The sequence below is a fragment of the Micromonospora sp. CA-111912 genome, from assembly GCF_050948415.1.
Classification (GTDB): domain Bacteria; phylum Actinomycetota; class Actinomycetes; order Mycobacteriales; family Micromonosporaceae; genus Micromonospora.
Genome location: NZ_CP192007.1, coordinates 3050615 through 3065335, shown reverse-complemented (window position 1 = coordinate 3065335; position 14721 = coordinate 3050615). Strand labels below are relative to the sequence as shown.

Genomic DNA, 14721 nt, shown 5'->3' with positions numbered 1-14721 from the left:
AGTTCAGTCCGTCGGTGCCCGTTGGTCTGCACAGGAGACCGATGCCGCGCTTCCCATGATCGTCTCCCAGGTTTCTCCCGTCGTCCCCTGCCCCGCCGCTGATGGGGTTACTGACGGAATGCGGCTCGCGAGGTGACTGAACGCCGGTCCCGTCGGCAATTCATGCAGTTAGGGCACGTCATGCGGTCCCCGGAGCCTCCAGGACCATACGAATCTCCGTCATTTCGTAGCCGGCGCGGTCGAAGGCGGCGGCCATTGGGACGTTCGTGGTGTCCGTCGTCGCAGTGATGCGCTCGGCGCCTTCGGTCGCATGAAAGAGGGTGATCTCGCCGAGGATCTCGTCGATCAAGCCCTTGCCGCGCTGCTCAGGCACGACACCGAGATAGCCGACGTTGCGGTTGTACGGGGTAGCCGACGGGACCGCCAGACCGGCGAGCGTGCCATCGGGCAGCTCCGCGAGCCTCCACCAGGAGCGCTCGCCCGGGCAGTCGAGGTAGAACCGCATGTCCTCCTCGGCCAACTGCCTGGCGTCCTTCGTACGCAGCTCGTCACGGGTGGCCTGGTCGAGGCTGCCCGCCGACACCCGGACGAAGGCCTCCAGGAACTCCTCGTCGCTGCCCTCGCGGAACGTCAGGCGACCGCCGGCCTCAGGCAGTCCTGCCGCAGGAGTCCACTCGTAACGTAGGCGTTGAATCTCCCGGCCCAACCCTGTACGCAAGCCGGCTTCACGGCGCCAAGCCACCGCCTCGGTCAGCTCCGATCGAGTACGCCAGTCCGCTGGAAGGGCGAGGTTGTACAGCGGGCGCGTACCGAAGGCGATGTGCCCGGCGTCGAGGAGCCTGGTGGCGACGGCGACCGGATCGGCGACCGTGGAACGTACCTGGAGGCAGTCGAGCGCTATGGGTCGCTCGCTGTCGGCACGCCCCCACCACAGCGCCCGGGCAAGGACCTGTCCGCCTTCGTCCTCGGCAAGCCAGATCCACTCCGGGCGGAACTGGTTGGCGTCAAGCTCCTCGCGGATCCTCTCAGCGGTCAAGGCGGCGACGGGACCGTCTGCCGGGTACGCGGCGGCACGGTCCAGGGCGGTGGGGTCCGCGGTGGCGGGAAGGAATCGCATGCGACTCATGATCATGCTGGGAAGTACCCGGAGCAAAGTATTTGTTGCTGGTACTGCTGGTGGCCGCGTACTGGCGCACCAACCTGACCATGCGTCAGATCGGGCCACTGTTCGGGGCGTCGCACCCCTGCAGGTCGCCATCGACGCAAGCACACGCTTGCTCATCGCCATCGGCGACCCACAGCCCGGCAAATGCAACGAACGATCGTCTACCGCACCAGCAGCATCGAGGAGAAACTCAACGGGCGGCCCGTCATGGCCGACGGCGCCTACCGAGGCAACCCAAAGGTGATCATCCCGTACCGCAAACCTGTCGACGGCAGCGCCCTGCCAGCCTGGAAAGAAGAGCTGAACACCCACCTCCGCACCGTCCGAGCCGGAGTCGGACATGCCCTGGCCCGCATGAAGTGCTTCAAGATCCTGCGCGATTACCGCCGTGCCGCCCACACGCTGGTTGGTTCCGCTTCCGACATCGCCAACCTTCACAACATCATCCTGGCCGGCTGACCGTCGATACGGCAGCGGGCAACGCCTCATCCACTGACGAGAGGCCCTCAGAGAGGACGAAATGAGCAGCCAGTACATCGTCATCACCGGTGGACCCGGAGCCGGCAAGACCATGCTGATTGACAGCCTGCGTGATGCCGGCTACGTCTGCGTCGACGAAGCGGGACGACAGATCATCCAGGACCAGATGTCGATCGGCGGTCAGGCGCTGCACAACGGGGACTCACGACTGTTCGCCGAGATCATGCTCAGCTGGGAGATCCGCTCCTACCGCCAAGCCGGTCGGCATGCCGGACCAGTCTTCTTCGACCGTGGGATTCCGGACCTGGTCGGCTATTACCTCCTGCTCGGCCAGCCCGTTCCGGCGCACGTGACAGCCGCGGCGCAACTGTTCCGCTATCACCAGCGTGTCTTCATCGCCCCGCCCTGGCCGCAGATCTACACCACCGACAGCGAACGACACCAAGACTTCGCCGAAGCCATGCGTACCCACGACGCCATGGTTGCTGCCTACACCCAACATGGCTACGAGCTCAGCACCCTGCCGCGCAGCGATGTTGCCTCTCGCGTCAAGTTCATCCAGCAACGAACAGCAACCGCCGGGCGCCGAGCTCCTGAATCGCCTCGCCCAAGCTGCCCCGAGTTACGAGACGTCTCTTAAGTCACCCAGCCTGACCAAAGGTCATGATCAAGTTACTGGCCCCGCCGCTTCCACCTGTGGCCACTTGCCAGGTCAGTCTTGGAGCTTCCGGGGAGCCGGAGGGCCAAGGCCAGGGCCAGACCGGAACAGACGAAGAAGGTTGCCATCCAGCCGTTCTCCGACGCAGGTACGGCGAGCAGCGCGGGAACGACGAGGACCGGCAGCCGTGCTACGACACGGCTACGGGTGCCGGTTACGAAGACCACCGCGATCAGGCCAGAGCCGGCCAACCACCCCAGGAGGCCATAGCACGGCACGGCGGAGAGGTAACCGTTGACCAGCCTGGACACATCCACTCCGTCGCCGGACAAGACCTGGTCGGCCAGGGTGAGCGCCACAAAGACCAGCGAGATCGCCACCAGTGCGATCGGCAGATTCCAGAAGAACCAGGGGACACCCCAGCCGAACGATCCGGCATCGTGACGCGTTCTTCTTTCCACCAGCACCTTCTACCTCCGCGCTGCGTGGCGGCACGGACCGCACCCTAGGCAAGATACCGTCTGGCCGTCGACCCGCCCGTCGGGGGAGCGGGCCCAGCCGCCGGGCGTCAGGCGCGCCGGCCGCAGTGCGGCAGCGAGCGGCCGGCGCGCGCCCAAACGGCGGCGCGTGCGGCCCGTTCAGGGCCGCCTTGATAGACGTACAGAAAGCCCTCCCACACTGGCCGGCAGCCGGCCTGCCCTCCGTCGAATGATGTGCGACACGCGTCCGCCAGGTGATCTGCGACAGTGGTCGGTTTCCGGCACTCTGGGCTCGACGTCTCCGCGGGGCGTCGAGACTCAGGAGGCCGGGATTGGTACTGGTTGTCTTGTCGGTTGTCGAGCAACGTCTGGACGCGGTTCGGGCGGTCCTGGCTGGTTCGGGGGCGACGGAGGTGGCCGCCAACCGTGGGTGGATCGGTCGACGGTGCATCGATGGGCGAGCCGGTATCTGAGCGAACAACTGGGCGGGTTGGCTGACCGGTCGCATCGGCCGCGCTCATCCCCGCCCAGGTGGCGGAGTTGATCGAGGTCGAACGCGCCGTCAACTGCGGCGGCGGGATCTCGCTGGGCCAACACATCGTCCTGGCCGCAGAGATCCTCGCCGGACGCCGCATCGGCATCCGCATCGAACCCACCACCCTCATGTTCTACGACCTCGGCACCCGACCAGCCGGACCACCACCACGACCATCGATCGAATCCGAAACGACGACCTCTTCGTCCCGAACTGTCGGCAGCGCGGTCGGATCGGGTGTCGTCCGAGGTCACATGTCCTGCTGGGGGTAGTCCCGGTCGGTTTCGGTCGGGTGAGTTGCTGTACTCCATAGCTGTACTTGCTTGGCTGCGCGGAGGACGTCATGGGCGGCGGTGGCCACCGGGCAGTTTGCCGTCCGGCAGATCGGGCAGCGGCCGTCGGGTCGGGGTTGATGGTCGCGGAGGACCCAGCGGGCGGTAAGGATGAGCCGGTTGCGGATCTGGGCCAGGGAGAGGAACGGCGCGGTCATCCTCAGCCCACCCCGAGGGTGGCGGCGAGGTGGATGAGCGCCGTTGGGGCGGTGGGGTCGCGGACGACTTGGGCGAGCAGGTCTCGGCCGGCTGGTCGGTGGCGGATCTCGGCCGGCGCAACGCGGTCGGCCTCCATCAGGATCCGGCCGGCGCTGATCGGGTCGTCGGCCTGGAGATAGGCGCGGGCGGCGTCGATCAGGTGCGCGGCGCGATGTTCGGCGGGTAGCCACCGCCAGCCGTCCCGGGTGGTCGCTTTCTCGTGCCAGGCCACGGCGTCCCCTCCGTCGCCCAACTCCACCGCTGCGGCGACCCGGGCCAACTCCACCGCCGTCGGCCCGAACCCGGTGCGGTGGTGGTCATGCCCGTCGCCGACTCGGGCGGCCAGGGCGGCGGCCTCGTCGAGCAGTTCGGCCACCACCGCGTCGTCCCCGTGGCGGGCGGCGGCCAACGCCGCCTGGAGGAGCAGTGTTCCGCACAGAGACAACTCCGGGGGTAGGCCGAACTCGATCACCGGTGGGGCGATCCGATAGGCGGCGGCCAGCATCGCAGACTTCGCCACCCGCACCTGCCCAGACGCGCGCAGCACCTGACCGAGCTGCACCGCTGCGGCGGCCACCAACACTCGGTCACCCGTGGCAGCGATCATCGCCCGGTCGACAGCAAGCCACGCCAGGTTCGGGGCACCCAGCTTGACCAACAGCGACGCGGTGATCCGGTACGCCTCCACCAGCGGCACCCGACCCGCCACCGGATCAGTGTCGTGGGCGCGCTCGACGTCGGCCAGCAACTCCGGCAGCAGGTCGACCACGTGTGTATAGCGGGCGTGCTGAAAGGTCGTCCAGGCGTGCGCGACCTGGCGGGCCATCTGGACAGCCGGCAGCACCGGCCGGCTGCCTCCGGGTCGGCCGAGGGGAATCTCGTACCGGGACAGCGCCGCCCGGATCCGCTCGACCTCCGCGGTCCGCTCGGTCACCTCGGCGGGCTGAACGTCCCGACCGAGCAGTACTGCCGTGTCGATGCGCAAGACGGTGGCAACCTCCTGGATGGTCGACACCTTGTCCAGGGAGCGGACACCGCGCTCGACCTTGTCCACCCAGCTCTTCGACTTACCCAGCCGGTCGGCGAACATCTGCTGCGACAGCTTCCGCCGCCCGCGCCAGTACGCCACCCGACGCCCGACCGGCGACACCTCAGCGCTGCTCACGACGCCACCGCCGATCCGGCATCGCCCGGGTGATCTCCTCCGTCGGTGATCGATCCGCCTGAGCCTGGGCGAGAAGCCGTTGCTTCGCCGCCTCTCGCTCAGCAGCCTGAACCTGCTCGCCCCGGCTCACCGCCGGCTCGTTGCCGTCACCCTGCATTCCCACCTCCATCAGCGGAAGCGCGGCGGCAGACCGGCCGTCGCATGTCCACATTGACGCTGGAACGTCACCAACCGCGACGGCACAAGGTTCGACAAACCGACCACATTGCTGGCGACATTCCGACGACATACCGCTATCGTGGCGGTCATGACCGTCCCGAACACCGCCCTACGCGCAGTCCGTACCGGGATGCGCATGAGCCAGGACGACTTCGCTCGCGCACTCCAGGCCGCCGGCCACCGCGTCGGCGAGCCCAACGACGCCAACAAGAGACTCGTCCAGCGATGGGAATCCGGCGCGATCGCCGCACCACGACCCGTCTACGCCCGTGCGTTGGAGGTCGTCACCGGACTGCCCATCTCGCTGCTCGGCTTCGCCGCAGTGCCCGGCGAACATGTCGCTCAAGACCAGCACGGTGGTCACGACCTGACATCTCCCATGTCCAACCTGGCCACGCCGACGCCAACGTCCAGGCCAACCACAGTCCACAGGTCATACGAGGGCGTATGGCTCAGCCGCTACCAGTACTACTCCAGCGGTCGGGGTGACTCCTTCGCCGGGCAGCACTTCGTAGTTGTGCTTCAGCACGGCGACCGGCTGACCGCGCGCAGCTTGCCTGGCTCGGCGGCATCGTCTCTGTCACTCGATCTGACCGTTGACGGTGCCGTTGTCACTGGCACCTGGGTGGAACAGACCGATTCGGCCGGCTACTACCGAGGCGCCCGCTATCACGGCGCGATCCAACTCCTGGCCGAGCCCACGGGCCGACGGATGGCCGGAAAGTGGATCGGGTTCGGCAAGGACATGGACGTCAACACTGGCCCATGGGAGCTGGTTTTCCGGGATGCCTCGACCTCCAAAGCGACGCTCGATCGGTACAACACCTCGACGACGTAACGTGCGGGCTTTTCCTGCCCCGCTCCGCAGGAGTTCCGATCCTGCCCTGCCCGAAGGCAGCAGTCTCCACGGAAAGAGTCAGATGAGCGAGGACCAGTACTCCGCGATGAGGTTCATCTTCGAAGCCGACGTCCTCAAACGCGCCGCCCGCACCGGCTGGTGGTTCGCCGGAGTCAAGCACCCCGAAACCATCGCCGAACACTCCCACCGCACCGCCCTGATCGGCATCATCCTCGCCGCCATGGAAGGAGCCGACCCCGCCCGGGTCACCATGCTCTGCGTCCTGCACGACACCCAGGAAACCCGCACCACCGACCTGCCCCACATCGCCAAGCGCTACCTCACCGCCGCACCCAACACCACCATCACCGCAGACCAGGTCGCCGACTGCCCACCCGCCGTCACCGACACCATCACCGCCGCCGTCACCGAATACGAAGCCGGCGAAACCCTCGAAGCCATCGCCGCCCGCGACGCCGACAAACTCGAATGCCTCGTCCAGGCCGTCGAGTACCGCCACCAGGGCATCGACAACATCCGCAGCCCGGCCACGAAGTCCCGGACCCGGCGCCGTGGTTCCGGCCGGACAAAGCGTGATCCGACCGTGTCCATCAGCCCGTCAAACAACGCGGCCCATCGCTGAACGTCTACTCCGTAGGCGGCAGCCACCGCCGCATCCTGTTTGGTCCACACAACCTCAGGCTCGACGGTGGCTGCTCACTGTCGACGGACGAAACCACACCGTCACAGCAGGTCAGACGGTTCTCCTGCTGAAGTATTAGCCCTATCCGCTCATCACCACACCAGGCATGCCCGGTCAGGGCCGTTTAGTCAAGGTATTCCAGGGACTTGACGGGGCCGTGGCTAGGCGGCCACGTTGAGAAGGAACTTTTCGTGATCGCCACCCGGGGCGCCGAACTGACAGTTGACTACCCCACCGCCACCGTTGGTGGAGGCCGTCACCCCGAAGCCGACCAGGCGCAGAAACGAATTCGGAAAGAACGTCGACTCGAAGGAGAACGAGCCACCTGCCTGCGGGAGAAGCTTGAACGTCTCGTGGGTACCCACGTGGACCTGGCAGTTGACGGTCCCACCGCCCGGCCCCCCGGGGATCTGCGGCAACTCGGCGGCGTCCATGCGCAGATTCACGTTCGAAAAGGTCGCCGACGCGAAGGCGAACGAGCCGTCGGCCTGCGGGAGAACCTTGAACTTCTCGTAGGGTCCCGCGCCAAATTGGCAGTTGACGATCCCACTGCCAGACCCGTTCCAGGTCGTCACCCCGGTGCCGTCCATGCGCAGATACACCTTCGGAAAGGTCGTCGACAGGATCGTGATCGGTGTGTTTCCGAGCGCAGCGAGGTCCGCCACTGACAACGGCATGAGAAGTCCTCTCTTTCTTCGGGAATTCTCACTCACGATAGTCGGATCGTCACGGAGAGATAAACCCTGGCGTTTGGCGAAGGGTGAACGTAACGACGATGGTGGACGGATGTGACAATACCGAAATGCAACACCATGCCGGGATTCTCCCGAGCGGCGAGGACTGGCGGTGCCGGTTGGCCAGAGCCGAGAGCGAGCGCGATCAGCGTCGCGGCTTCTCCACCAGTAGTTCTGGTCACGCCGAATCCGCCTACTAATTAGTGCGGTTGGCGCTGACGCTCGGCCGCTGTTGACCTGTAAGCGAGTCGATGCCGAGCAACGATCGGCTGCAATAAATGGCAAACCCGCTCGGCCTGGGAACCGGATAGGGATAATACTTCAGCAGGAGAACCGTTCTGACCTGCTGTGACGGTGTGGTTTCGTCCGTCGACAGTGAGCAGCCACCGTCGAGCCTGAGGTTGTGTGGACCAAACAGGATGCGGCGGTGGCTGCCGCCTACAGAGTAGACGTCAGCGATGGGCCGCGTTGTTTGACGGGCTGATGGACAGACCGGAGGTCGTCAACCAGCAAAACGCGCGGCTTCTCCGCATTCACGAAGCCATTCTTCGCCGCGAACTTCCCTACCACCACTGCGTTTGATGGCTATTCGCAGTCGGCCGTGGTGGCCTGCTGATTCAAGCGTGTGCGCCGTGGGTGCTCGGGTCACTATGGGTGGAGTGGTGGCGCGGCTACCGTGGGTGCACGGCGTAGGTCAGGTGCGTCACCCGCGACGACGACTCCGAACGGACCGGCTCCAGCGCGACCTTGGACGCGTCCACGCCGTCGAACAGGCGGGTGCCGGCGCCGAACAGCACGGGTGAGAGCGCGATCGAGAACTCGTCGACCAGGCCGGCGTTGAGGTACTGCAGGATCGTCTCGCTGCCGCCTGCGATGCGGACGTCCCGGTCGCCGGCGGCGTCGCGGGCCTGGCCCAGCGCGCTGTGGATGCCGTCGTTGACGAAGTGGAACGTGGTCCCGCCCGGCCGTTCCCAGGGGTCGCGCTGCTGGTGGGTGACGACGAACACGGGGGTGTGGAAGGGCGGCTCCCCCGGCCATGCCTGCTCGCCGAGGTCGAACATGCGCTTGCCCATGACGCTTGAGCCGGTGCGCTCGAACGTCTCTCGGGCGATGTCGTTGTCGCGCCCTTCCTCGCCGCCTTCACCCAGGTTGAGGTTCTCTCGGAAGAATCGCTGCGGAAAGATCCACGCCTGCAGTTCCATCCACTGCGCCGTCCAGCGCTCCAGCCTCGGGTCCTGCTCCCGCTGCTCGGGCGTGGCGAGCATGCCTTCCATTGACTCGGGTGCGCTGAAGCCGTCCAGCGACATCGACACGCTGAAGAACACTTTCCCGGCCATCAGCGGCCCTCCTCCTTCTGTGCGATCTCGGTGACGTAGGCCGCCAGGTTGCTCAGCGTCTGCTGGCCACCCTCGATCGCGTGGTACTCCTCCACGGCCTGGTCGCGCAGTTGTTTGGTGGGGAAGACCGTGCGCATCACGATCTGGGTCGCGGTGCCCTGCGACGCGAAGGCCAGGGTCGACTCGAAGGCGTTGGGGTCGTCGCGGGACTCACCGTGCAGCAGCACGATCCGCTCCGGTGGGGCAATCTCGGTCCAGGTGATCCACTCCTGGTAGTCGGTCCCGTCCGGGGCGTGCATCACGAAGTCCCAGGCTCCGCCCTCGCGGAACTCGAAGGCCCGGGTGGTGGTGGTGAACCCGTCCGGACCCCACCACTGCGACAGGTGCCGGACGTGCGTGAACGCCTCGAACACCAGCTCCCGTGGGGCGTCGATGACCCGGGAGACGACGGTCTCCCGGTCGGCAGTCGCCGACTCCGCCCGCGTTTCTTGCCTTGCCTCTGCCATCGCTCATTCCTCCTGTTGTGTCTGCTTGAGGTCCTGCACGTAGGTGTCCAGCCGGTCGAAACTCTCGTTCCAGAACCGCTCGAATCCGCCGACCCACTCGTGGATCGGCCGCAGCCCGCGGGCGTCCAGGCCGTAGAGGCGCTGCTTGCCCGCCCCGCGGACCCGCACCAGCCCCACCTCCCGGAGCACCCGCAGGTGCTTGGACGCCCCCGGCTGGCTCATCCCCAGCTCCTGGGCCAGGTCGCTCACCGGCCGCTCACCCGCTCGCAGCAACGCCAGGATGTCCCGGCGCTGCGGCTCGGCAATCGCGTTGAACGCGTCCGACGTCGTCGCTGCTCGTGCCATGCAACCATCATATTCCTTTAACGGAATATGTTCAAGCTAGCGAACCCCTCGCCTACAAGTCGGGAAGCGGTCGCTGAAGGTGATGGCGGCCAGGTAGGCCGGCCAGCCAGCGGTCCAGGGCCGCCGGGGAGCGGAACAGCAACACCGGCGGCCCGGACGGATCCGCCTGCCAGGCCCGCATCCGTCGGCGGGCCCGGCCGAACGCGGTGACGTGCCACACCAGGATCGAGTCCCGGGACAGCACGCTGCCCAGCGACTCGCGGTTGCCGTTGCAGATCTCCTCCCCCGTCACCAGCCGGCGCACGGTACGGCGCAGCAGCCGCCACGAGGAGCACCGACGCGGGTAGTCCAGGCAGACCACCAGGTCGGCGCGAGCCAGCGGCACATCCCGCCACCCGTGGTACGCCCCGTCGAGGATCCAGCGGTCCCGTCGGCAGATCTCCTCGATCCGGCTGCGCTGCTGCGCGACCGGCACCTCGACCCAGCCGGGCTGCCAGAGCAGGTCGTCGACCGGGTACCACGGCACCCCGAGGCGCTCGGCCAGCCGCTCCGCGAGGGTGGACTTGCCCGCGCCGTACACCCCGTAGATCAGGATGCGAGATGGTGCGCTCATCGCGGCAGCGTACGCCCGCCGGCGACCCGGCAGCGTGTTACGGAGCGTTGCGGTTGGTGAGGGCGATGAGGAGTTCGCGGGCGTGCGCGAGCCGGTCGGCGGTGATCGTCGGGTCGTAGTGGGCGGCAGCCGCCATGCCTTCGGCCGCGTACTGGACGATGAGGACGCAGTCGGGGTGCAGGCCGTCCTGCGCGAAGGCGTCGGCCCACTGTTCGGCGTCGGCCTGGGCGGCTTCGGTCACGCCGGGCACCATGTGCACGCTGTTCCACAGCCCGGAGTAGGCGAAGAAGTTCATCGCCTCGGCGCTGCCGCCGCACAGCGCCCGGACGTAGGCGCGCAGGACCTTGCCGGGGTGGTTCTCGGACAGGTCGAGGAACCTCATGACCTCCTCTCGGAATCGTTCCAGCGTGTCGGTGGCGACCGCCAGCAGGAGCACGTTGCGCGTGGGGTAGTGGTGCAGCAGTCCGCCCTTGGACACGCCCGCTTCTTCCGCGATGCTGACCAGCGTGACGCCGCCCCCGTGGGTGGTGAGCGCGCGGGCGGTGGCATCGAGGACGGCCCGGCGGGTTCGTTCGGTGTTCCGGGTGTGCGGCGTCTGGGCACTTGCCATCGTTCCTATTTTTCCTTTCGCAGGTCGGCTGGCTGGACCTGGCGCTTTCCTACGGGGGGTACCACGCGCCAGGCGATGATGCCGGCGAGGAGCGTGAGCGCCGCCGCTATGACGGCGGTGACCTGCATGCCGCCGGTGAAGGCGTGCCGTGCCTGTTCGAGCAGTGCCATGGCCTCCGGACCGCGGTCCGCGAGGACGCGGGTCGCGGAGGCGAGCGACTCGGTCACCGCCTCACGGTCGCCCTGTGACACGTCACCGGGAACAGTGAGCTGGAGCCGGTAGAAGAGGGTCTGGACGGAGCCGAGAACGGCGATGCCGAGGGCGATGCCCAACTCGTAGCCGGTCTCGGAGATCGACGCGGCCGCACCGGCACGTTCACGGGGCACCGCGTCGACGACGGCGTCGGTCGCCAGGGTCATCGAGACACCCACGCCCAGCCCGATGACGGCGATGGCGACGGCGATCCACAGGTAGGTCGGCAGGCCCTCCGCCACGGCGAGCAGGACGAGCCCCAGGGCCGCGACCAGAAGTCCGGCTCCGATCGCGGGTCCACGGCCGAGCCGCGTGATCAGGGCGCCGACGAAGAAGATCACCCCGATCGCGGCGATCGTCGAGGGCAGCTCGGCGATGCCCGCCTGCAGAGGGCTGAAGCCACGGACCAGTTGCAGGTACTGGGAGAAGAAGAACAGGAGCCCGCTGAAGGCGAAGATCGAGATCGTGTTCGCGCTCACCGCGCCGGCGAAGGCGGGCATCCTGAACAACGAGACGTCGACGAGCGGGTACGTGAGTCGACGCTGACGCCGGACGAACCAGACCCCTGCGGCCAGGCCGATCAGTGCGGCCCCCGCACCCTGGAGCTCGAAGCCGGCGGACACCGTGTGCTTGATCGCGTACACGACCGGCAGGATCGTCGCCACGGACAGCGCGGCCGACCGCAGGTCGATCGGCCCCGAGTGGGGGTTACGCGACTCCGGCAGCAGGAGCGCTCCGGCGATCAGCAGAGCGACCATGACGGGAACGTTGATGAGGAAGACCGAGCCCCACCAGAACCGTTCCAGCAGCGCCCCGCCCACCAACGGTCCGAGCGCCGCGCCACCGGTGGCGCCCGCGGACCAGATCGCGATCGCCCGCGTGCGCTGGGCCGGGACCTCGAACATGTTGCGGATGATCGACAGGGTCGAGGGCATCAGAGTGGCACCGCTCACGCCCAGCAGGACCCGGGCCGCGATGAGCAACTCGGCCGACGGCGCGAACGCGGCGAGGACGGAAGCCAGCCCGAACCCGACGGTGCCGATCAGCAGCAACCGTTTCCGGCCGATCCGGTCGGCCAGGTTGCCCATCGTCACCAGCAGGCCGGCCAGCGCGAACGAGTAGATGTCACCGATCCAGAGCAACTGCGTCGCGGACGGGTTCAGATCCGCCGTCAACGCCGGCACGGCAAGGGCCAGCACGGTCCCGTCCACGGCGAGCAGCACCACCGCGAGGGTCAGGACACCGAGGGCGACCCATTCCCGCCGACCGGCGCCCCGAGACAGCCCGGTTGCTTCTACCATTCGTCGAACATAGCTCAACCGACCAGACGGTCGGCTGGAACTGTGTCGCACGTCCTCGATTCCCGCGGACGACTGCAACGGCCACGGCACCACCGGGCCGGAGGGCCGGGGCGAGGACCGCCCCGGACCCGACCTCGATCAGTCGATGACGGCAAGGACGATCTTGCCAGTCGTACGGCCGGTCTCGCCGATCTCGTGCGCCCTGGCCACCTGCTCAAGCGGCAGGACCACCTCGATCTCGGGGCGCAGCCGCCCCGTTTCGACGAGCGAGGCGATCGCCCTCATCCCCGCGTGGTCGGGTTCGACGATCGTGAAGCCGGCCCGTACGCCGCGCTCGCGCGCCTTCGACGCCAGATCGGCCTCCGCCGGCGCAGCGAGCGACACCACGATGCCACCGTCGCGCAGCGTCTGGAGTGAGCACGGCCCGTAGTCGCCCCCGATGGTGTCGATCACGATGTCGACGTCGCTCACCGCCGACGCGAAGTCGACCCGCGTGTAGTCGATGACCTCGTCGGCACCGAGGCCGTGCACGAAGGCGTGCTTGGCCGAGCGGGCGGTGCCGATGACGTACGCGCCGTGTGCCTTGGCGATCTGGACGGCGAGGTGGCCGACGCCACCCGCCGCGGCATGGACCAGTACCCGCTGACCCGGGCGCACCTCGGCGGTGTCGACCAACGACTGGTACGCGGTGAGCGCCGCCACCGGGAGCGCGGCGGCCTCCACGTGGGAGAGCACGGCGGGCTTGCGGGTGAGGTGCCGGGCCGGGGAGGTCACGTACTCCGCGTACGTGCCCGCCGGTTGCGGTAGGCGCGGCATGCCGAACACCTCGTCGCCGGGCCTGAACATCGTCACACCGAGCCCGACCGCCTCGATCACGCCGGACACGTCCCACCCCAGCCTGACCGGTGTCTCGCCCAGCAGCCCCCCGGTGGCCCGGTGCCACCAGTCGGTCGGGTTGACGCCGGCCGCGTGGACCCGGACGAGCACCTCCGAGATCCCCGGCTCCGGGCGATCCACCTCGACCACCTTCAACACCTCGGGCCCGCCGAGCGAGTCCTGAATGACAGCACGCATGATCTTTCCTTTGCTCCCGTACGAGTCGCCGATCGGCGTACGGCCAACACTGCGGGAGGCGGGTACGTGCTTCGAGTGGCCAGATCGCCAACATGTGAAAGGATCTGGCCATGCATCGCGTCGTCGTCCTGGCTCTTGAGGGTGTCTATCCGTTCGAGCTGAGCATCCCGGTGCGGATCTTCGGCACCGCGACGGGCGAGGACGGCGAGCCGCTCTACGAGGTGATCACCTGCAGCCTCGACGGCGCTCCGGTCGCGACGAGCGCGGACTTCGTCGTCGCGGTGCGACACGGGGCCGAGGTCTTCGAGACGGCGGACACCCTGGTGATCCCCCCGTTCGTGTGCGGTCCCCCGGAGGACCGGAACCTGCTTCCCGACGAGCTGGCCGAGGCCTTCACCCGCCTCCGGCCGGGTGCCCGTATCGTGTCGATCTGCACCGCGTCGTACGTCCTCGCCGCCGCCGGTCTCCTGGACGGCCGCGCGGCGACGACGCACTGGAACGAGGCCGACCGTTTCCAACGGATGTTCCCCCGGATCAAGGTCGATCCAGGTGTGCTGTTCGTCGACGACGGAGACGTGCTCACGGCGGCGGGGGTCGCCGCCGGGGTCGACCTGTGCATGCACCTCCTCCGCCGCGACCACGGCAGCGAGGTCGCCAACCGGGTGGCTCGGCTGTGCGTCGTGCCGCCCTGGCGCGAGGGCGGCCAGGCGCAGTTCATCGAGCGTCCGGTGCCCGAACCCTCGACGGCCACCACGTCCATGACCCGCGACTGGGCGCTCGACCGGCTCCATCGACCGCTGACCCTGTCCGAGCTGGCCGGCCACGCGCGGATGAGCGTGCGAACGTTCTCCCGGCGCTTCCGCGACGAGGTCGGGACGACCCCGGGCCAGTGGTTGACCCAGCAACGCATCGCACACGCGCGCCGCCTGCTGGAGTCGACCGACCTCCCGGTGGACCGCATCGCCGGCGAGGCGGGGTTCGGAACCGCGGCCTCGCTGCGCCAGCACCTGACCGCCGCGATCGGCGTGCCGCCGACGACCTACCGCCACACGTTCCGCGCCGGCCGTGCCACGCCGACGAGCGCGCCGCGCTGATCGGCTTCCGGGCACCGCCCGGCCGCACCCGTCCTGCCGGCCCGCGCCGGCGAGCTGACCGACGCCCGGCCACCTGCCTCGTC

The 14721-nt window shown here is 68.0% G+C and carries 17 protein-coding genes and 1 pseudogene; 6 read left to right on the top strand and 12 right to left on the bottom strand.

From position 1 onward, the window contains the following. Positions 1–178: 178 nt before the first annotated feature. Positions 179–1117, bottom strand: coding sequence for a GNAT family N-acetyltransferase (locus tag ACQPZO_RS12760; protein ID WP_433349984.1), 939 nt, complete (start codon positions 1115–1117; stop codon positions 179–181). Between the two features lie 50 nt (positions 1118–1167). Between ACQPZO_RS12760 and ACQPZO_RS12755 the strand changes: the two are divergent. Next, positions 1168–1624, top strand: a pseudogene (locus ACQPZO_RS12755) (transposase family protein); the annotation flags it as partial. A 61-nt stretch (positions 1625–1685) separates the two neighbouring features. Further along, on the top strand, positions 1686–2285 hold the full coding sequence (locus ACQPZO_RS12750; protein WP_433349982.1) for an RNase adapter RapZ: 600 nt from the start codon (positions 1686–1688) through the stop codon (positions 2283–2285). Between the two features lie 32 nt (positions 2286–2317). On the opposite strand, the gene ACQPZO_RS12745 is transcribed toward ACQPZO_RS12750, so the two are convergent. Then, entirely contained in the window at positions 2318–2770 is a 453-nt protein-coding gene (locus tag ACQPZO_RS12745) for a hypothetical protein (RefSeq protein ID WP_433349980.1), read from the bottom strand. A 543-nt stretch (positions 2771–3313) separates the two neighbouring features. Between ACQPZO_RS12745 and ACQPZO_RS12740 the strand changes: the two genes are divergently transcribed. Further along, the gene (locus tag ACQPZO_RS12740; RefSeq protein ID WP_433349979.1) at positions 3314–3589 is read left to right on the top strand and encodes a hypothetical protein; all 276 of its coding nucleotides are present in this window, start codon (positions 3314–3316) and stop codon (positions 3587–3589) included. 220 nt (positions 3590–3809) lie between these two features. On the opposite strand, the gene ACQPZO_RS12735 is transcribed toward ACQPZO_RS12740, so the two are convergent. Both ACQPZO_RS12735 and ACQPZO_RS12730 read right to left on the bottom strand, forming a co-directional pair. After that, a complete protein-coding gene (locus tag ACQPZO_RS12735) occupies positions 3810–4937 on the bottom strand; it encodes a helix-turn-helix domain-containing protein (protein WP_433350962.1) in 1128 nt (375 codons plus the stop codon). Positions 4938–4998: 61 nt separating this feature from the next. Further along, positions 4999–5169: a hypothetical protein gene (locus ACQPZO_RS12730; RefSeq protein WP_433349977.1), complete on the bottom strand. Its 171-nt coding sequence runs from the start codon at positions 5167–5169 to the stop codon at positions 4999–5001. 141 nt (positions 5170–5310) lie between these two features. Here ACQPZO_RS12730 and ACQPZO_RS12725 point away from each other — a divergent pair, with 141 nt between their 5' ends. Both ACQPZO_RS12725 and ACQPZO_RS12720 read left to right on the top strand, forming a co-directional pair. Next, entirely contained in the window at positions 5311–6069 is a 759-nt protein-coding gene (locus ACQPZO_RS12725) for a helix-turn-helix domain-containing protein (RefSeq protein ID WP_433349975.1), read from the top strand. A gap of 82 nt (positions 6070–6151) precedes the next feature. Further along, entirely contained in the window at positions 6152–6712 is a 561-nt protein-coding gene (locus tag ACQPZO_RS12720; RefSeq protein ID WP_433350960.1) for an HD domain-containing protein, read from the top strand. 221 nt (positions 6713–6933) lie between these two features. On the opposite strand, the gene ACQPZO_RS12715 is transcribed toward ACQPZO_RS12720, so the two are convergent. From ACQPZO_RS12715 to ACQPZO_RS12680, 8 genes are all read right to left on the bottom strand, one after another. Next, positions 6934–7449 (bottom strand): hypothetical protein, encoded by a 516-nt coding sequence (locus tag ACQPZO_RS12715; RefSeq protein ID WP_433349973.1) that lies wholly within the window; start codon positions 7447–7449, stop codon positions 6934–6936. Positions 7450–8177: 728 nt separating this feature from the next. Next, the gene (locus tag ACQPZO_RS12710; protein ID WP_433349972.1) at positions 8178–8843 is read right to left on the bottom strand and encodes a dihydrofolate reductase family protein; all 666 of its coding nucleotides are present in this window, start codon (positions 8841–8843) and stop codon (positions 8178–8180) included. Beyond that, a complete protein-coding gene (locus ACQPZO_RS12705) occupies positions 8843–9349 on the bottom strand; it encodes an SRPBCC family protein (RefSeq protein ID WP_433349970.1) in 507 nt (168 codons plus the stop codon). Before ACQPZO_RS12705 ends, ACQPZO_RS12710 begins: the two co-directional genes overlap by 1 nt. A gap of 3 nt (positions 9350–9352) precedes the next feature. Then, positions 9353–9694, bottom strand: a complete 342-nt coding sequence (locus ACQPZO_RS12700; protein WP_433349968.1) for an ArsR/SmtB family transcription factor — start codon at positions 9692–9694, stop codon at positions 9353–9355. A gap of 52 nt (positions 9695–9746) precedes the next feature. Next, complete coding sequence (locus tag ACQPZO_RS12695; RefSeq protein ID WP_433349966.1) at positions 9747–10307, bottom strand: AAA family ATPase; 561 nt, start codon at positions 10305–10307, stop codon at positions 9747–9749. Positions 10308–10344: 37 nt separating this feature from the next. Beyond that, positions 10345–10917: a TetR/AcrR family transcriptional regulator gene (locus ACQPZO_RS12690; RefSeq protein WP_433349964.1), complete on the bottom strand. Its 573-nt coding sequence runs from the start codon at positions 10915–10917 to the stop codon at positions 10345–10347. Positions 10918–10922: 5 nt separating this feature from the next. Further along, positions 10923–12470, bottom strand: coding sequence for an MFS transporter (locus ACQPZO_RS12685; RefSeq protein ID WP_433349962.1), 1548 nt, complete (start codon positions 12468–12470; stop codon positions 10923–10925). 138 nt (positions 12471–12608) lie between these two features. Next, on the bottom strand, positions 12609–13544 hold the full coding sequence (locus ACQPZO_RS12680) for an NADP-dependent oxidoreductase (protein ID WP_433349961.1): 936 nt from the start codon (positions 13542–13544) through the stop codon (positions 12609–12611). Between the two features lie 110 nt (positions 13545–13654). Here ACQPZO_RS12680 and ACQPZO_RS12675 point away from each other — a divergent pair, with 110 nt between their 5' ends. After that, positions 13655–14638 carry a GlxA family transcriptional regulator gene (locus ACQPZO_RS12675; RefSeq protein WP_433349959.1) on the top strand — a complete coding sequence of 328 codons (984 nt, stop codon included), beginning with the start codon at positions 13655–13657 and terminating at the stop codon, positions 14636–14638. Positions 14639–14721 lie beyond the last annotated feature (83 nt).